The organism is Paracoccus sigandri (genome assembly GCF_003709565.1).
In the GTDB taxonomy this organism is placed as follows: domain Bacteria; phylum Pseudomonadota; class Alphaproteobacteria; order Rhodobacterales; family Rhodobacteraceae; genus Paracoccus; species Paracoccus siganidrum.
On record NZ_QNRC01000009.1, the window covers coordinates 29,344 to 47,522 of the forward strand.

Here is an 18,179-nt window from a genome sequence, read left to right on the forward strand (position 1 = left end):
GGGATTTGACATGAGAAAACGCTCCAGAACCGTTGCCCTGACCATTCTGGGCGCCGCCGCCTTCACCGTGGCCGGCTGCCGAGAGGAGCAGGTGGACGCGCAGGCCTTCCCGGACCTGGCCAGCTGCCAGGCGGCGGCCTCCTCGGGGGGCATGTTCACGCCCGCCGAATGCGAACAGGCCTTCGCCGAGGCCGAGCAGCTGCATGTCGAGGCCGCGCCCCGCTATGACAGCATCGCGGTCTGCGAGGAACAGCACGGCGCCGGCAATTGCGGCAGCGAAAGCGAGGTCAGCAGCGGCGGATCGGGCAGCATCTTCATGCCGCTGCTGGCGGGCTATCTGATCGGCAACATGCTGGGCCGCGCGGGCGGCGGGATGGCGGCGGCGCAGCCGATGTATCGCACGCCCGACGGCCGCTTCACCAATGCCACGGGAACCAACGCCTATTCCTCGAATGCCGGCCGCGCGCAGCTGGGCAGCCAGCAATTCGCCCGCCCCGCCGCGACCGCCGGCAGGCCGCCGATGACCGCCGCCACCGCCGCCTCGCGCGGGGGGTTCGGCAGCACCGGCGGATCTCGCGGCTTCGGCGGCTGAAGGATCTTGCGAAAGGGGGCTTTGCCCCCGTCGCTGCGCGACTCCCCCAAGGTATTTTCAAGGAGCGCGAGGGCATGAGAGCGCCGCGCCTCCCCTCGCACTCCTGACAAATACCTTCGGGGGGTCCGGGGGGCGAAGCGCCCCCGGCTCTCGCCGGAGGCGGGTCGGGAGCTAGGTCAGATCGCCGGGATCTGCCCGGTCAGCAGCAGCGCGAAGATCAGCAGCCCCAGCGCGATCCGGTACCAGACGAAGGGGAAATAGTCGCGGGTCGAGACCAGCTTCAGGAAGAAGACGATCACCGCGTAGCCCACGACGAAGGCGATCAGCGTGGCCAGCGCGGTCTCGCCCCAGCCGACCGGGTTTTCCTGGCCGATGCTCTTGAACAGCTGGTAGAAGCCCGAACCGAAGACGGCGGGCACGGCCAGCAGGAAGGAATAGCGCGCCGCCGCCTCTCGGGTATAGCCCATCAGCAGCCCGGCGGTGATCGTGCCGCCCGAGCGCGAGACGCCGGGAATCAGCGCCATCGCCTGCGCGAAGCCGAACAGGATGCCGTGCTTCCAGGTCAGCCGGTCGAGCGTTCGCTGCTTGCGGCCGATCCGGTCGGCGATGCCCAGAAGGATGCCGAAGACGATCAGCGCGGTGGCGGTAATGTAGAGATTGCGCAGCCCGGTCTCGATCTGGTCCTTGAACATCAGCCCCAGGACAACGATCGGCAGCGATCCGATGATGATCAGCCAGCCCATGCGCACGTCGTCGGCATTCGCGGTGCTGTCGCGGGCCAGCACGCGGGCCAGCCAGGCGCCGGCGATGCGGCGGATGTCGGACCAGAAATAGACCAGCACGGCCAGTTCGGTCCCGATCTGGGTGATCGCGGTGAAGGCCGCGCCCGGATCGCCGCCCGAGGGCAGGAATTCCCCCGCGATGCGCAGATGGGCGCTGGACGAGATCGGCAGGAACTCGGTCAGCCCCTGCAGCAGCCCCAGAATCGCGGCATCCAGCCAGCTTGTCGCCATCACCCTGCCCCTTGCCGATCGCTTCGACCTTTTGGGCAGGGTGTAGAGGCGGGCGCGGGCAATTGCAAACCGCTATGCCCTCGCGCCCCGCCTCAGCGGGCTGCGGCCCCCGCCCCGGTCGCGATCTGCAGCACCGCCCATGCCTTGGCCGCGTCGTTGCGGGCCGATGCCGCCGCCAGCCGGGCCGCGGCGCGCGAACGGTCGGCCTCCAGGAGGTCGACCAGTTCCAGCGCCCCGGCCTCGAAATTCTCGCGCGCCAGCCCATAGGCGCGGTCATAGGAGGCGGCCGCACCCTCCAGCGTCCCGGCGCGCTGGCGATAGCGGCGCAGGTTCGACTGGGCGGTCTGCACGTCCTCGACCGCCGCGGCGACCGAGGCGCGCCAGTCGATCTCGGCCTGGCGTGCCTCCGAGACGCGGCGGGCGCGGGTCGCCTGCAGCACCCCCTGGTTCAGCACCGGCAGCGTCAGGCGCGGGCCGAAGCCCCAGCTGGTCGCGCCGCCCTGATCGCTGACGGTGCCGGTCAGCGTGACCGAGGGCAACAGATCCGCCGTCGCCACCCCCAGCGCCGCCAGCGCGGCGGCATAGTCCTGCTGGCTTGCCCGGATGTCGGGCCGGTTGCGCAGCAGTTCGGCCGGCACGCCGCTGCCCGGCCCGGCGGGCGTGCGCAGCTGCGCGGCGCCGCGGCGCATCTGCGCCATCAGCGGCGTCGCCTGCTGGTTCAGCAGCGTCGAGAGGCGATAGACCTGCGCATTGAACAGCGCCTCGTAATTCGGCAGGTCGGCGCGGGCGGTCTGCAGCAGCGCCTCGGTCTGGGCGACGTCGTAATCGGTGGCCGATCCCAGGGACTGCATGTTGCGGGTGATCTCCAGCGTGCCCTCGCGGGTCTGGATCGTGTCGCGGGTCAGGGCCAGCGCCTGCTGGTAGAAACGCGCATCGGCATAGGCCGAGATCACCTCGGCCAGCCAGGCCAGGCGCACGGTTTCCGCCTGCGCCTCGGCCGAGCGGTAAGAGGCCGTGGCGCCTTCCCGCGCGCGCCTTGCGCCGCCGAACAGGTCGAAGACCAGGCTGGCGGACAGGTTGGCGCTGTTGGCCGTGGCCGCGCCCAGCCCGTCGCCGCCCGCGCGTTCGCGCCCGACCACGCTGCTGCCCGTCACCTGCGAGGCGAGGACGCCGGTGGCGCGCAGGTCGGCCTCGGCCGCGCGGATCCGTTCGTTCGCGGCCATGATGTCCAGGCTCTGGCCCATGCCGGTCGAGATCAGCCCGTTCAGCGTGCGGTCGTCATAGCCCGCCCAGAAGGCGTTCTGCGCCACCGCCCCGGCAGGGCCGCCCTCGGCCCCGTCGAAGCCGGCGGGCAGTTTCGGCTGGGGCAGGTCCTGCGGGTCGGGGCCGACGGCCGCGCAGGCCGACAGCGCCAGCATCGACACCAGCAGCGCCCGACGCCTGAGAAGTTGCGAAGTCACGAGGTTTTTCCCTTTCTTGAGAACAGCTTCACGGCCTGCAGCACGGCGACGTAGAAGACCGGCACCAGGAAGATCCCGATCGCCGCGGAGGAGGCCATGCCGCCCAGCACGCCGATACCGATCGAGTTCTGCGCCCCGGCCCCCGCCCCGCTGGCGATGGCCAGCGGCAAGACGCCCAGCATGAAGGCGAAGGTGGTCATCAGGATCGGGCGCAGCCGCATCCGCGACGCCTCGATGGCGGCGTCCAGCAGCGACCGGCCCTGCGCCACCAGCGATTGGGCGAATTCGACGATCAGGATGGCGTTTCGCGCGGCCAGGCCGATGGTCGTGAGCAAGCCCACCTTGAAGTAGACGTCGTTCGACTGCTCGAAGAACAGCGCCGCCGCCAATGCGCCCAGGATGCCGATCGGCACGGTCAGCATCACCGCCAGCGGCACGGTCCAGCTTTCGTAAAGCGCGGCCAGGGCCAGGAAGACGACCAGCGCGGACAGCGCGAACAGCATCGGCGCCTGGTTGCCCGACAACCGCTCCTGATAGGACAGCCCGGTCCAGGCGGTGCCATAGCCGCCATCCAGATCGGCGACCAGTTCCTCCATCGCCTCCATCGCCGCGCCCGAGGACAGGCCCTGCGCGGCCGCCCCGCTCAGTTCCAGCGCGCGGGTGCCGCCATAGCGCGCCAGCGCCTGCGGCTCCTGGTCCCAGACGCGGGTCGAGAAGGCGCCGAAGGACACCATCTCGCCCTGGTTGTTGCGGGCATACCAGCGGTCGATATCCTCGGGCTGCGACCGGGCGGCGGCCTCGCCCTGCACGATCACCGGGCGCAGTTCGGACCCCAGCGCGAAGTCGTTCACGTCGCGGCCGGTGAAGATCACCGACAGCATCGCGTTGACCTCGGAGATCGACAGGCCGAAGGCGGCCGCCTTCTGCTGGTCGATATCCAGCCGCAGCGAGGTCTCGAAGGGCGCCTCGTTGCCGCGCAGGTTGGTGACGCGGCCATCGGCCTGCGTATCCGCCACCAGCTGGTCGGCCGCCGCCGACAGCGCCTCTTGCCCGCGCCCGGACTGATCGACCAGATACATCGAGAAGCCCGACGAGGTGCCCATCCCCTGGATCGCGGGCGGCTGCAGGAAATAGACCTGCCCCGCCCGGCCGTTCAGGAAGAAATGCGTATTGGCGCGCGACACCAGCGAGGCCACGTCCAGCCCCTCGCGCTGGTCATAGTCGCGCAGCTTGGCAAACAGCATGGCCTTGTTCTGGCCGGTGCCGCCGAAGCTGAAGCCAAGCGCGGCGAAGACCGATTCCACCGTCTCGGATTCCTGGTTCAGCAGATAGTCCTCGGCCTGTTCGACCAGCGCCCGCGTCTGCGCCGTGGTCGAGCCCTCGGGCGTTTCCAGCAGGACCAGCATGACGCCCTGGTCCTCGTCCGGCAGGAACGAGCCGGGCAGCCTTTCATACAGCGCGAAGGCCCCGGCCCCGATGGCGGCCAGCACCACCAGCATGCGGAACGGGCGGCGCACCAGGCGGCTGACGACATTCCCGTAGCCGTTGGTGGCGCGGTCCAGGTTGCGGTTGAACCAGCGCGCCGGCGCGATGCCGTCGCCATGCTTGCGCGGGCGCAGCAGGCTGGCGCACATCGCCGGGGTCAGGATCACCGCGACGCCAAGCGACAGCACCATGGCGGTGATGATGGTGATCGAGAACTGGCGATAGATCACCCCGGTCGAGCCCGACATGAAGGCCATCGGCAGGAACACCGCCGACAGGACCAGCACGATGCCGACCAGCGCCGAGGTGATCTCGTCCATGCTCTTCTCGGTGGCCTCGACGGGGCCCAGCCCCTCTTCCTCCATCACCCGCTCGACGTTTTCCACCACCACGATGGCGTCGTCGACCAGCAGGCCGATGGCCAGGACCAGCGCGAACATGGTCAGCGTGTTGATCGAATAGCCCGCCACGGCCAGCACGGCGAAGGTGCCCAGCAGCACGACCGGTATCGCGATCACCGGGATGATCGTCGCGCGCCAGCTTTGCAGGAAGGCCAGGATCACCAGGAAGACCAGCACCACGGCCTCGGCCAGGGTGTGATAGACCTGATTGATCGATTCCTCGACGAAGGGCGAGGTGTCGTAGGGATAGACCACCTCGACCCCGTCGGGCAGCGAGGGCGCGATGCCGGCGATCACCCCACGCACAGCGGCCGCGGTCTCGACCGCGTTGGCGCCGGTGGCAAGGTTGACCGCGAAGCCGGCGGCCGGGCGGCCGTTATGGCGCGAATCGCCGCCATAGCTTTCCTGGCCGATCTCGATCCGCGCCACGTCGCCCAGAAAGACCGTCGAGCCGTCGGGATCCACGCGCAGCAGGATCCGCTCGAATTCCTCGACGGTCGAGAATTGCGACTGCGCCGACAGCGACACGGTCAGCCGCTGGCCGTCCGCCGCGGGCTGCGCGCCCAGGCTGCCGACGGTGACATTGGTGTTCTGTTCCGCCACGGCGCTGGTCACGTCGGCGGGCGTGACCTGATACTGGGTCATCTTCATCGGATCCAGCCAGATCCGCATCGCATAGCCCGAGCCGAAGGTGTTGATCGAGCCCACGCCCGGCGTGCGCTTGACCGGGTCCTCGATCATCTGCGCCGCCAGATCGCCCAGCTCGACCGAGGAAAACCGCCCGTCGGAGGAGGTCAGTGCCCCCACCAGCAGGATCGACGAGGTCGAGCGGTTCACCGACACCCCGGTCTGCTGCACCAGGTCCGGCAGCTGCGAAGTCACCAGCTGCAGCTTGTTCTGCACCTGCACCTGCGCGATGTCGGGATCGACGGTATCGTCGAAGGTCAGCGAGATCGACGCGGAACCCGGCGTCGAATTCGAGGTCATGTAGATCAGGCCGTCGATGCCGGTCATCGCGTCCTCGATGACCGTGGTCACCGAGTTTTCCACGATCTCGGCCGAGGCGCCGTTATAGGTCGCGCGGACCTGCACCGTGGTCGGCGCGATCTGCGGATATTGCTCGATGGCCAGGCTTTGCAGGCCAAGCGCGCCGACCAGCATGGTCACAAGCGCGATCACCCATGCGAAGACGGGGCGGTGAATGAAGAAACGGGCCATGCGGGCTTACTCCGTCGCCGGGCTGTCGGCGGGGGCGGTTTCGCCCGCAGCATCGGGCGCGGCCTCGGGCGCGCTCTCGGCCGGGGGCTGGTCCCGGACCACGCCGTCCTCATCGAAGGTGACGGGGACGGTGACGACCTCGGCGCCCTCGGTCAGGCCGCTCAGCCCGTCCACGGCCAGCAGGTCGCCCTCCTCCAGCCCGTCGGTGACGATCCAGTGATGCTGCCAGGTTCCCGCGTCGGTCAGCTCGCGCTGCACGGCCTTGCCGTCGCGGATCACCCAGGCGGTCAGCGTGCCGATGCGGTCCCGGCTGGTCGCCGACTGCGACACCAGGAAGGCCTGCATCGTGCCCATGTCGACCTGCCCGCGCACGAACATGCCCGGCAGCAGCAGGTTGCGCGGATTGTCGAAGCGGAAGCGCGTATCGACCGCGCCGGTCGAGGTCGAGACGCTGAAGCCCGGCGCCACCAGCTCTCCGGTGACCTCGTAGGTCTGGCCGGTTTCCAGCGTCAGCGTCGCCTGCAGCTTGTCGTTCATCTGCAGCCGGCCCTCGGTGGCCTCGTCGATGACCGCCAGCATCCGGGCCGAGGGCTCGTACATGTCGACCTCGATCGGGTCCAGCCGGGTGACGGTGGCCAGCGCATCCGCCTGCCCCGCCGTGACCAGGTCGCCGACCGAGACATTCGCCACGCTGGCCATCCCGTCGATCGGGCTGCTGACCGTGGTCCAGTCCAGTTCCGCCTGCGCCAGCCGCCGCGAGGCCTCGGCCGATTGCAGCGAGGCGCGCGCCTGGTCCAGCGTCGCCAGCGCGGCCTCCACCTGCGCCTGGGTGCTGCCCGAGCCCATCAGCTGCTGCGCCCGTCGATGGGCTGATTCCGCCTGCGTCACCGCCGCGCTGGCCGAGGCGACCTGCGCCTCGGCCGCCGACAGGTTGGCCTCGTAGGTGGTGGCGTCGATGCGGAACATCGGGTCGCCCTGTTTCAGCGCCGTGCCCGGCTGATAGAGGATGTCGGTGACGATGCCGCCGACGCGCGGCCGGATCGCCGCTTCGGCCCCCGAGACCGCGCGGCCCGGCAGCGTCACCAGCCGCGGCACGGCCTGCCGGGTCATTTCGACGACGCCGACCTGCTTGGGCGGCATGTCCTGCGCGATCGCGGCAGGGGCGAGGGCAAGCAGCGCATAGGCCGCCAGGTGAAGCGAGTGACGAATCTGAGGCATTCCCTGTATCCCGAGGTTCGAGGCCCTCTTGCCGAGGGACGATGTGCCGCCGTCCTTGCATAACTTTGCATGGTATGCAACAATTGCCGTAAGTGAAATTAGGAAGTTTTCGCCCGATGACCCCATCCTCAACGCTTCGTGATCGCCGCCGCATGCAGACCGAGCGCGAAATCCAGGTCGCCGCCCTGCGGATCGCGCTGCGCGACGGCTACGAGGCGGTGACGACCGAGATGATCGCGGCCGAGGCGGGAATCAGCCTGCGGACCTTCTTCAACTATTATCCGAACAAGGAGGCCGCGATCGTCGGGCGCCGCCCCCAATTCGGCGATCGCACCCTGGCCTGGTTCCAGTCGGCCTCGGGACCGCTTGTCGACGATCTGTTCGAGGCGCTGCGGCAGATCCTGGAGGACAAGCAGCCCAATCGCGACACGACGAAGATGGTCGATGCCCTGCTGTCGCAGATGCCCGAACTGGTCCCGGCCTTCTACGCCTCACTGCAGATCCTGAAGGACCAGATGGCGGATCTGGCGGTTTCGCGCCTGGGCGAGCAGGCCCGCCCCGATGCCGAGATGATCGCCGAGATCGTCGCCCATGCGACCGCCAATGCCTTCCGGCGGTGGGCGCATGACGAGACGATGGGCGTGGATGATCTGGTGCGCGTGGCCAGGCAACAGATCGTAAGAGTGGGCGAGATGATCTCGAAGAGATCATCATGATTGATTGTATTTCAGTATGTTATTAAAACTTCTTGATGGATGTTCTTGCGGCCCAGAAGGGGCATTCGCTGCCCTCTGCCAGCGAATGACAATTTCCTCACATGCAAGATAACGTTATACGCATACTGCATTGATATTAAATATTTAATATATCAATCCCTGCGCCAAATTCCAGCGCTACACCCAGCCTGACCAAACTCCCGCTCCGCGACGACAGCCGCCGGACAGCGCTCGCGGCAATCCGCCCGCCTTATCCGCATGATCCACGGTTCCTGCGGAAAAGGCGGATGGCTCCGCCCAGGGATCATTCCGCCGGAACGGGTGCGGGCTCGGAGACAGGCGGTTCGGCCTGCCGCGCGGGCGAGGTCTTGTGATGCGTCGAATAGATCACCGCGCCGACGAAGGTCAGTCCGCCGACCAGGTTGCCCAGCACGGTCGGGATCTCGTTCCAGATCATGTAGTCCATGATGGTGAACTGCCCGCCCAGCAGCAGGCCCGCCGGGAACAGGAACATGTTCACGATGGAATGCTCGAAACCCATGTAGAAGAAGATCAGGATCGGCATCCACATCGCGATCACCTTGCCCGAGACGCTGGTGGACATCATCGCCGCCACCACCCCGGTCGAGACCATCCAGTTGCACATCACCGCCCGCACGAACAGCGTCAGCATCCCCGCCGCGCCATGGGCGGCATAGCCGAGCGTGCGGCCCTCGCCGATATGGCCGATCTGTTCGCCGACCGCGTTCGGGGGCTCGGAAAAGCCGAAGGTCACGATGATCGCCATGAACAGCGCGACGGTGAAGGCGCCCGCGAAATTGCCGCAGAAGACCAGGCCCCAGTTGCGCAGCATCCCCTGCATGGTGACGCCGCGGCGACGGTCGATCAGCGCCAGCGGAACCAGGGTGAAGACTCCGGTCAAGAGGTCGAAGCCCAGCAGGTACAACATGCAGAAGCCGACCGGGAACAGCAGCGCCCCGATCAGCGGGTTGCCGGTATTGACGGTGACGGTCACGGCGAAGGCCGCGGCCAGTGCAAGGATCGCGCCGGCCATATAGGCGCGGATCAGCGTGTCCTTGGTGGACATGAACACCTTCGCCTCTCCGGCATCGATCATTTTCTTCGCGAAATCAGGTGGATTGATATAGGACATGATGTGCTTTCCAGATGTCAGGCGGCGTGGTTGCGGGCCATCAGCTCGGCGCTGACGAGGATGCGGCCCTGCTCGACCCGAACCGGGAAGCGGCGCACCGCGCCCTCGTCGGCGCCCTGGGCCTGGCCGGTATTCAGGTCGAAGACCCAGTTGTGCAGCGGGCAGGTGACCGAGCTGCCATGGACGATGCCTTCCGACAGCGGGCCGCCCTTGTGCGGGCAGCGGTCCTCTAGCGCGAAGACCTGGTCGTCGGCGGTGCGGAACAGCGCGACGCAGCCCTGCGCGGTGCGGATCACGCGGGCGCCCTGGGGCGGGATGTCCTCCAGCGCGGCGATATCGACGAAAACGCTCATTCCGCGGCCTCCAGCGTCAGGTCGGCCAGCGGCGCCCAGTCGGCGCGCCGGTCGGGGGCGGCATGTTCCGCCCAGGGGTCCTTGCGATAGACCGACTGGCTGATCTCGAACCGCTCGACCAGCGCGCGGCGGTTGGGCAGGTCCTCGATCTGTGCCTTCACCCAGTCCAGCCCGACCTTGGCCACCCATTTGTAGGGCCGGTCCAGATAGCGGGCATGTTCGCGATAGAGCTGGACGAAGGCGGTGATGATCTCGACCGCCTCATCCTCGGAGGGGGTCGCGGCCAGGGGCTCGGTCTCCTTGACCTCCATCCCCGCCGCCCCGGCCACGCTGATCTGATAGCCGCTGTCGACGCAGACCACGCCCACGTCCTTGCAGGTCGCCTCGGCACAGTTGCGCGGACAGCCCGAGACGCCCAGCTTGACCTTGTGCGGCGTCCAGGACCCCCAGAGCAGCTTTTCCAGGCGGATCCCCAGCCCGGTCGAATCCTGGGTGCCGAAGCGGCAGAACTCGGACCCCACGCAGGTCTTCACCGTGCGCAGCCCCTTGGAATAGGCATGGCCCGAGACCAGCCCGGCCGCGTTCAGGTCGGCCCAGATATGCGGCAGGTCCTGCTTCTTCACCCCCAGCAGGTCGATGCGCTGGCCGCCGGTGACCTTGACCATCGGCACGTCGTATCTCTCGGCCGCGTCGGCGATGGCGCGCAATTCGCCGGGTGTGGTCACGCCGCCCCACATGCGCGGCACCACCGAATAGGTGCCGTCCTTCTGGATATTGGCGTGGTTCCTTTCGTTCACGAAGCGCGACTGGCGGTCGTCCGCGTATTCCAGCGGCCACTCCGCCAGCAGGTAATAGTTCAGGGCCGGGCGGCAGGAATGGCAGCCGCCGACGGTCTTCCAGCCCAGTTCCTGCATCACCGCGGGGATGGATTTCAGCCCCATCGAGCGGATCAGGCGGCGCACGTCCTCGTGGCTGTGGGTGGTGCATTTGCACATGCCGGCCAGGGCCGCAGCCGCGAAGGCATCGCCAAGCGTCGCCTTCATCACCTGCTCGACCAGTCCGGTGCAGGTCCCGCAGGACCCGCTGGCCTTGGTCGTCGCGCGCACCGCCTCCAGCGTATGGGCGCCGTTCTGGACGGCATTGACGATCATGCCCTTGCAGACGCCGTTGCAGCCGCAGATCTCCGCCTCAGGCGGCAATGCTGCAACGGCCGCCATAGGGTCCGGCGCACCGCCCCCCTGGAAGGCCGGGCCGAAGATCAGCGTCTCGCGCATGTTGCTGATGTCGGTGCCGTCCTTCATCAGCCCGTAGAACCAGCTGCCATCGGCGGTGTCGCCATACATGACCACGCCGATGATGCGGTTCCCTTCCAGCACCAGCCGCTTGTAGATGCCGCGGCCCGGATCGCGGAACACGATGTCCTCGCGCCCCTCGCCTTCGGCGAAATCGCCGGCGCTGAACAGGTCGCAGCCGGTGACCTTCAGCTTGGTCGCGGTCTGCACCGGGCGGAACTCGGCGGGTTGTCCCAGCAGGGTCTGCGCCAGCACCTTCGCCTGATCGTAAAGCGGTGCGACCAGGCCGAACAGCTGGCCGCGATGTTCCACGCATTCGCCAAGCGCGAAGATATGCGGGTCGCTGCTGCGCATCGCGTCGTCGACCACCAGGCCGCGCTCGACCTCCAGATGCGCGTCGACGGCGATCCGCGTTTCCGGGCGGATGCCCACCGCCATGCAGACCAGGTCGGCGGGATGGACGGTGCCGTCCTCCAGCAGCACCGCCTCGGCCCGGTCGCGGCCCAGGATCGCCTTGGTCGCGCCCTTGCAATGGACCTTGATGCCGCGCCGCTCCAGGTCCTTCTGCAGCAGATAGCCGGCGGCCGCGTCCAGCTGGCGTTCCATCAGGTGGCCCATCAGGTGGATCACGGTGACGCGGGCGCCGCGCGCGGCCATGCCGGCGGCCGCTTCCAGCCCCAGAAGCCCGCCGCCGATGACCACCGCGTCCTTGCCGGCGATGCCGGCCGCGATCATCGCATTGGTGTCTTCCAGGTCGCGATAGGTGACGACGCCCGGCAGGTCCTTGCCCGGCACCGGGATGATGAACGGGGCCGAGCCGGTGGCGATCACCAGCGCGTCGTAATCGGCGCTGCGCCGGTTGGTGTGGACGCGGCGCGCCTCGCGGTCGATCCGGACCACCGGCTCGCCGAAATGGCAGGCGATGCCGTGCGCGGCATACCAGTCCGCGTCATGGGTCACGATGTCGTCATAGCTTTTCTCGCCCGACAGGACCGGCGACAGCATCAGCCGGTTATAGTTGCCGCGCGGCTCGGCATTGAACAGCGTCACCTCGAAGGCATTGGGATCGGCCTGCAGCAGATGCTCCAGCATCCGGCCCGAGGCCATGCCGGCGCCGATGACGACAAGCTTTCGCTTTCGCGGCCCGGAGGGGCGGGCGGGATCGTGCAACGTCTTGAAATCAGGGGGGGTAACGGCGGACATGATGGCTCCGATGGCATTGCGGACGGGCAAGGGCTGTCGGAAAGCGCGGCAGCGGATCGGGGCCGCGCAAGGCGGCAGGACCAGGGCCGGGCTTTCAGGGATTCCGCAGCGTCGCGGGATCATGCTCGCATCCTTGCGAGCGGGTCTTCGGCGCGCCGTTGCGCCGGGCTTGAGGCCTTTATCCCGGATCCGGCCGGGCTGCGGCAAGCGGGACCGGCACATTCGCGCCCGCCAGTCGCCGATGCCGTCCGGGTTGCGCGCGCGGCGGGCGGTCTGCCCGCGAATTCATCAGTCGGGAAATGGCGGCTCGAAGATGCGGCCGTCGAAAAACGCATCCGCGCGCAGAATCATCTGCCCCTTGCCGGCGGAAACCTCGCGGTCCTCGGCCAGCGCGCCCTCGATCCGGGCCGAGGCGCCGGGCAGCGCGGCGCCCGCCGGGCCAAGATGCTGGCGGTAGAGATCGGTGCGGAAATGGCGCATGGCGCGCCGCATGGCCTGTTCGGGTTCCTGCCCGTGCCCCCTGGCGATGCGCGCGGCGAACAGCGCGGCCAGGCTTTTCCAGGGGAAGGTCGCGGCGCCGTCATGGAAGGCGATGAAGCGCGGCGTGCGGCGCGTCTCGCCGGCGGGCGTGACCAGAAGCCGGCCGGTCAGGCCGCGTTCGGCCAGTTCCGGCGGCAGGTTCAGGTAATCGCCGCGCGACAGGATCTCGGCCGCCATGCCCCGGCTTTCGGGCCGGTCCAGCCAGCGGCAACTGCGCCAGATCGCGCGCATCAGCCGCCCCGTCAGCTCGGGCCGGCCCTCGGCCATGTCGCGGCGCATCATCAGCCCCTTTTCGGGCGGCGCGGCCCAGATCGCGGTGCCCGGCAGCAGCAGCGCCGCGATGCCCCTGTCGACCGCGAAAGAGGCCCAGGGCTCGCCCACGCAGAAGGCGTCGACCTCGCCCGCCTCCAGCGCATCGGCCATCATCGGCGGCGGGACGGTCGTGACCTCGAAATCGGTGATGCCGCTGACGCCCAGCCAATGCGCGATCAACTCGTGCTGGGTCGAGAAGCGGAAGGGCACCCCGACCCGCAGCCGGCCGGTCGCGGCCCGGCGGATCGCAAGGCCGGCGGCGCGGGCGTCGCGGAAGTCGAATTCATGGCCGGCGGCGCGCAGCCGCGCGGTCAGATCGGCCCCGACCGCGATCGCCTGCCCGCCCTGCGACAGAAACATCAGCAAGTCGAATTCCGGCAGCGCCGGCCCCAGACCCAGCGCCTGCGCGACCGGCATCGGCACCAGCATATGGGCGGCGTCGATCATCCCGGCCCCCAGCATGTCGCGGCTTTGCGCCCAGGCGGTCAGCCGCACCAGGTCGAAGGCCAGGCCCTCCTCGGCCGCGAAGCCCAGCTCATGCGCGACGATCAGCGGCGCGGCATCGATCAGCGGGACATAGCCCAGGCGCAGGCGGGTCAGGTTCATGTCAGCAGGCCCGCCGCCATGACCAACTGCTGGGCGATCTCGGCCACCCGCTTGCCCTGGTCCATCGCGGTCTTGCGCAGCAGCGCATAGGCGGCCTCCTCGTCGATGCCGCGCGCCTTCATCAGGATCGCCTTGGCGCGGTCGATGATCTTGCGTTCCTCCAGCGCCGCGCGGGTGGCGGCCAGTTCGGCGCGCATCCGCTGGAACATGTGGAAGCGCGCGATGGCCGCGTCCAGGATCGGCTTGATGCGGTCGCCGCGCAGCCCGTCGACCACATAGGCCGAGACCCCGGCCTCGATCGCCGCGCGGGTCAGCGGCGCGTCCGAGCGGTCGACGAACATGGCGACGGGGCGTTCGGTCGGACCCGAGGCCAGCGCCAGTTCCTCGAGAATGTCGCGCGACGGATCGGCAAGGTCGATCAGCACCACGTCCGGCCGGGTCTCGGCGATCCGGCGGGCCAGCCCGGCACTGTCGGAGACCGTGTGGATCTCGAAATCCCCGGCCTCGCGCAGCCCGTCCACGATGGTGGCGGCGCGGGTCTCGTCGGCTTCGATGATCATGATCGCGAGGCGTTTGTCCATGTCGGTCCCGGTTTTGGCACCTCCATGGCATCGCGCCCGCCGCCGGGCAATCTTGCGCAGCGGCCGGAAGCGGCCCCGGACATGGATCGCCCAAAAAACAGGCAGGGCGTCACGCCGCCCTCAGCCCATCCGCAACCGGCTTTCGATCAGCAGCCCTTCCTCGTCCAGGATCGGATGGGCGACCGAGGCGATATGGGCGTTGATCCGCTTCAGGTCGCGCAGGATGTCCAGATGCAGCGACGAGGTCTCGCGGCTTTCCGGCTGCCCGTCGCGCAGCCGGATCAGGTGGCGCTGCGCCGATTGCCGCTCCATGTTGCGGATATCGACCTTCAGCTCCATCAGGCGGCGGGCCATGTCGCGGTCGCGGGTCATGAAGACGGTCTGCGCCATGCGCAGGTTTTCCTGCGTCATCAGGAACATGGCGTCCAGTTCCTGATACCCCTCGGCCGAGAAGCGCAGCCCCAGCCCGATCTTCTTGCGGACCTCGGGGGCAAGGCCCTTGTCGATGATGTCGCCGATATGTTCCAGGTTGATGACATAGTCGAGGATGGTGATCGCGCGGCGGTTTTCCTCTTCGCTGGCATCGCGCCCCAGCCGCGACAGATAGGTCTTGACCTGCTGCTGGCGCCGGTCGACGCGATCCTCCAGCGCCAGGACCTCGGCCAGCGGGCTGGGATCGTTGCTGTCGAAGGCATGGCGCGTCTGTCCCAGCATCCGCTCGACCGCGTCGCCGATGGCCAGGACCTCGCGGCTGGCGCCGGTCAGGGCCAGAAGCGGCGATTTCAGCACGGCATCGTCCAGCCAGCGGGGGCCGTGTTCCTGTTCCCGTTCCTCGTCCGGCAGAAGCCGTGTCAGCAGCCGCGCGATGGGGCCGGTGAAGGGCCAGATCAGCAGGGTCAGGGCGATGTTGAAGGCCAGATGCGCCTCGACCGCCAGGCCCGCGCCGGGCAGGGCCAGGCCGGTCAGCGCGGCGCCCGCCAGGCCCGCCACGGGCAGCGCCGCCAGGCAGCCCAGCCCGCGGATCAGCAGGTTGCCAAGCGCCACCCGCCGCGCCGCCACGCCAAGCCCCGAGGTCGCCAGCACCGGCGAGACAGCCCCGCCCAGATTGGCGCCCAGCACCAGCACGACGGTCAGGCCGGGCGGCAGCGGCAGCGACAGGATCAGCAGCACCGCCGCCAGCGAGGACGAGCAGAGCGCCGCGATCGCCGCCGCGAAAAGCAGCGCCACCGGCCATGCCGCGTCCAGCATCGGCAGGAAGGCGGCGATCTCGGGCGCGTTGCGCAAGGGCTCGGTCGCGTGGCCCAGCAGCGCCAGCGAGATCAGCATCAGCCCCACGCCGATCAGCGCCCGGCCGGTTCCCAGCCAGACCGGACCCTTGCGCCGGCCCAGCACATAGCCCGAAAACAGCAGGACGGGCGCGATGGCCTCGATCCCGGCCGAGACGAACCAGGCGGTCAGCGCCGTGCCGACATTCGCCCCCAAGAGCGCGATCTGCGCCATCCGCCCCCGGATCAGGTCACGCTCGACGAAGGATGCGGTCATCAGCGCCGTCGCGGTAGAGCTTTGCAGCCCCAATGTCGCCAGGAGCCCCGAGAGGAAGGCGCGCGGCCCGGTCCGGGTGCCCAGCCCCAGCGCCATCTTCAGCCGCACGCCGAAGGCCTCGGTCATGCCGTCGCGGACCAGCGACAGTCCGAACAGCAGAAGCGCGACCGCCCCGGCAAGCTGGAAGAAGACGACAAGAGAGCCCATATTTCATCCTTTGCGGCGGATCGTGCCATGCCCGCCTTGGCATTCCACAAGTAAGGGAATGGATCGGGGCAGGGTCAAGTTCCGTTTCCAGCGCATTTTCCGCATTTTCTGCCCGTTCCGGCGGCATCGAGCCCGCCGAATCGGCATCATGCCCGGCCGGATGGCCGCTGTTCGGCCACTGTGGCCCTGGGGCACGGCATCCCGGCAATCTTGCCGCCCTGGTTGACTTGGGCCCCCTCCGGCCCGAGCATCGGTCGAAAGACAACAAAAGCAACGGGGAATGCCATGACCTTCACGCCACGCATCGCCGCCGTCCTGGCGGCGGGCGCCGCAGTCGTTGCCGCGCCGCTTCACGCCCAGTCATTCGGCGATTACGCCCATGACAGCCTGGTCGGCCTCGCCCTCGATTTTCCGGGGCGCCATACCGGCAGCCCGGTCTTCCAGCAGGCCAGCGATTTCATGGCCGGGCGGCTGGATTTCGGCGGCAATGCGGTGGTGCGGCAGGACTTCGACACCAGCCGCGGCCCGTCGCACAACCTGCTGGTCACGATGCCGGGCGCCTCGGACGACTTCATCGTCGTGGGCGCGCATTTCGACACGGCGGGCAGTTTTCCCGACCTGCAGGGGGTCGACGACAACGGCTCGGGCGCGGCGGTGCTGACCGAGCTGGCCGGCCACATGGCGGGGCTGGAGACCGAGACCGGGCTGGTCTTCGCGGGCTTCGGCGCCGAGGAGATCGGGCTGGTCGGCAGCCGCCACTATGCCGAGAACCTGACCGAGGCCGAGCGCGAGAACCTGGCCGGGATGATCAATATCGACAGCCTGATCACCGGCGACTTCATGTATGCCCATGCCGGCAGCAACTATCTGGACAATCCCCAGCTGAAAAGCTTCTGGACCCGCATCCATGGCATCGCCGAGGAACTGGGGATCGACCTGCGCTCGAATCCCGGCCTGAACCCCGATTATCCCATCGATACCGGCTGCTGTTCGGACGGCGCCTCGTTCGAGGGGTTCGATATCCCGGTCCTGTGGCTGGAATCCACGAATTGGGAGATCGGCGACCTGGACGGCTATCAGCAGACCGAGAACCCGGCGATTCCGGGTGGGGCGACATGGCACGACCCCGAGACCGACAACTGGGATTTCCTGGAGGCCGCGCTTGGCGAGGAGCGCATTCCCCAGCGCCTGCAGGATTATTCGCTGCTGCTGACCCGGCTGCTGGTCGAGCTGACCGGCGCCGACCTGATCGCCTCGGCGCGCGAGGCGGGCGCGACCGGCTATCGGATGAGCGACCTGCTGACGCGCCATACCGGCGATCTGCGCGACCTGGCGCTGCGCGGGGCGGCGGGCCGCCTGGACGCCCCCGCCGAGATCGGCCGCCTTGCGCCGGTCCTGACCGTCGAGGGGGCGCTGCGCCCCGAGGGCAGCGACCACCTTGGCCAGGACGACGGCGCCTCGGCCCGGATCCTGCTGGGCGGCGCCTGGCAGATGAGCGAGACGCTGAGCCTCGGCGGCACGCTGGCCTATGGGCGCAGCAAGGACGACCTGACCGGCGGCGGGGACCTGACCGCCAAGGGGGCCGCGGTGGGGCTGGACCTGGCCTGGCGCTCGGATGCGTTCTGGGGGGTTGCCGGGCTGGGCTGGGGCAAGACCTCGCTGGAGGGCGGGCGCGATTTCGTGCTGATGTCGGGGCTGGACGTGGAGATCCTGCGCCGGCACCTGTCGGTCGATACCGATGCCTATACGCTGGGGGCCGGGTTCGAGGCGGGCTATGACCTGGAGACCGCCGACGGGCTGCGCTTCGGGCCGGTGCTGGGCTTCGACTATGCGCGCCATCGCATCAAGGGCTTCACCGAGGGCGGCGACCCGCGGCTGGGCATGACCCTGGCCGGGCAGCGCTTCGAGAGCGCCGAGATCGCCATCGGCGGCCGGCTCAGCAAGACCGCGACGCTTGGCGCCACGCCGGTCACCTTCTCGGCCAGGGCGGCCTTCGTGCACGAGCTGGCCGACGGCCTGCCAGAGCGGCTGGTGGTGACCGATTCCGCCGGCACCGCGCGCGAGATCGCCTTCGGCGAGACCGACAAGAACTTCGGCCGCCTGGGCGCCTCGGCCGAGTTCCAGCTGTCGCCCACGGCGCTTGGCTGGGTCTCGGTCAGCGGCCGGGTGGGCCATGACGCGGGCTCGCAGGCCGCCGTCGGCGCGGGGATGAGCATCCGCTTCTAGCCCGCGTGCCGGGCGGCGAAATCCGCGCGCCGCCCCTGCCCCTTCCCTGCGGGAACCTGCG

General features: G+C 68.8%; 13 protein-coding genes. 3 read left to right on the top strand and 10 right to left on the bottom strand.

The window, feature by feature from the left end:
- Positions 1 to 10 precede the first annotated feature (10 nt).
- Positions 11 to 592 carry a DUF1190 domain-containing protein gene (locus C9E82_RS10180; protein WP_119900101.1) on the top strand — a complete coding sequence of 194 codons (582 nt, stop codon included), beginning with the start codon at positions 11 to 13 and terminating at the stop codon, positions 590 to 592.
- Between the two features lie 176 nt (positions 593 to 768).
- On the opposite strand, the gene C9E82_RS10185 is transcribed toward C9E82_RS10180, so the two are convergent.
- The 4 genes from C9E82_RS10185 to C9E82_RS10200 all read right to left on the bottom strand — a co-directional run bounded on the left by C9E82_RS10185 (position 769) and on the right by C9E82_RS10200 (position 7,387).
- Positions 769 to 1,605: an undecaprenyl-diphosphate phosphatase gene (locus tag C9E82_RS10185; RefSeq protein ID WP_119900103.1), complete on the bottom strand. Its 837-nt coding sequence runs from the start codon at positions 1,603 to 1,605 to the stop codon at positions 769 to 771.
- A 92-nt stretch (positions 1,606 to 1,697) separates the two neighbouring features.
- Complete coding sequence (locus C9E82_RS10190) at positions 1,698 to 3,065, bottom strand: efflux transporter outer membrane subunit (protein ID WP_240643633.1); 1,368 nt, start codon at positions 3,063 to 3,065, stop codon at positions 1,698 to 1,700.
- A complete protein-coding gene (locus tag C9E82_RS10195; protein ID WP_119900105.1) occupies positions 3,062 to 6,169 on the bottom strand; it encodes an efflux RND transporter permease subunit in 3,108 nt (1,035 codons plus the stop codon). The genes C9E82_RS10190 and C9E82_RS10195 overlap by 4 nt, the downstream gene beginning before the upstream one ends.
- 6 nt (positions 6,170 to 6,175) lie before the next feature.
- Positions 6,176 to 7,387, bottom strand: coding sequence for an efflux RND transporter periplasmic adaptor subunit (locus tag C9E82_RS10200; RefSeq protein WP_119900107.1), 1,212 nt, complete (start codon positions 7,385 to 7,387; stop codon positions 6,176 to 6,178).
- 152 nt (positions 7,388 to 7,539) lie between these two features.
- On the opposite strand from C9E82_RS10200, the gene C9E82_RS10205 reads away from it, so the two are divergent.
- A complete protein-coding gene (locus C9E82_RS10205) occupies positions 7,540 to 8,103 on the top strand; it encodes a TetR/AcrR family transcriptional regulator (RefSeq protein WP_221035980.1) in 564 nt (187 codons plus the stop codon).
- Positions 8,104 to 8,407: 304 nt separating this feature from the next.
- Here C9E82_RS10205 and C9E82_RS10210 read toward each other — a convergent pair whose 3' ends face one another.
- The 6 genes from C9E82_RS10210 to C9E82_RS10235 all read right to left on the bottom strand — a co-directional run bounded on the left by C9E82_RS10210 (position 8,408) and on the right by C9E82_RS10235 (position 15,892).
- Positions 8,408 to 9,220, bottom strand: coding sequence for a formate/nitrite transporter family protein (locus tag C9E82_RS10210; protein WP_244936013.1), 813 nt, complete (start codon positions 9,218 to 9,220; stop codon positions 8,408 to 8,410).
- Between the two features lie 53 nt (positions 9,221 to 9,273).
- Entirely contained in the window at positions 9,274 to 9,609 is a 336-nt protein-coding gene (nirD, locus tag C9E82_RS10215; RefSeq protein WP_119900113.1) for a nitrite reductase small subunit NirD, read from the bottom strand.
- Positions 9,606 to 12,104, bottom strand: coding sequence for a nitrite reductase large subunit NirB (nirB, locus tag C9E82_RS10220; protein ID WP_119900127.1), 2,499 nt, complete (start codon positions 12,102 to 12,104; stop codon positions 9,606 to 9,608). The genes nirD and nirB overlap by 4 nt, the downstream gene beginning before the upstream one ends.
- A 288-nt stretch (positions 12,105 to 12,392) precedes the next feature.
- Positions 12,393 to 13,562, bottom strand: a complete 1,170-nt coding sequence (locus tag C9E82_RS10225) for an ABC transporter substrate-binding protein (RefSeq protein ID WP_119900115.1) — start codon at positions 13,560 to 13,562, stop codon at positions 12,393 to 12,395.
- Entirely contained in the window at positions 13,559 to 14,143 is a 585-nt protein-coding gene (locus tag C9E82_RS10230; protein WP_119900118.1) for an ANTAR domain-containing response regulator, read from the bottom strand. The genes C9E82_RS10225 and C9E82_RS10230 overlap by 4 nt, the downstream gene beginning before the upstream one ends.
- Positions 14,144 to 14,263: 120 nt before the next feature.
- The gene (locus C9E82_RS10235; RefSeq protein ID WP_119900120.1) at positions 14,264 to 15,892 is read right to left on the bottom strand and encodes a Na/Pi cotransporter family protein; all 1,629 of its coding nucleotides are present in this window, start codon (positions 15,890 to 15,892) and stop codon (positions 14,264 to 14,266) included.
- 285 nt (positions 15,893 to 16,177) lie between these two features.
- Here C9E82_RS10235 and C9E82_RS10240 point away from each other — a divergent pair, with 285 nt between their 5' ends.
- Positions 16,178 to 18,118, top strand: a complete 1,941-nt coding sequence (locus C9E82_RS10240; RefSeq protein ID WP_122449256.1) for an autotransporter domain-containing protein — start codon at positions 16,178 to 16,180, stop codon at positions 18,116 to 18,118.
- Positions 18,119 to 18,179 lie beyond the last annotated feature (61 nt).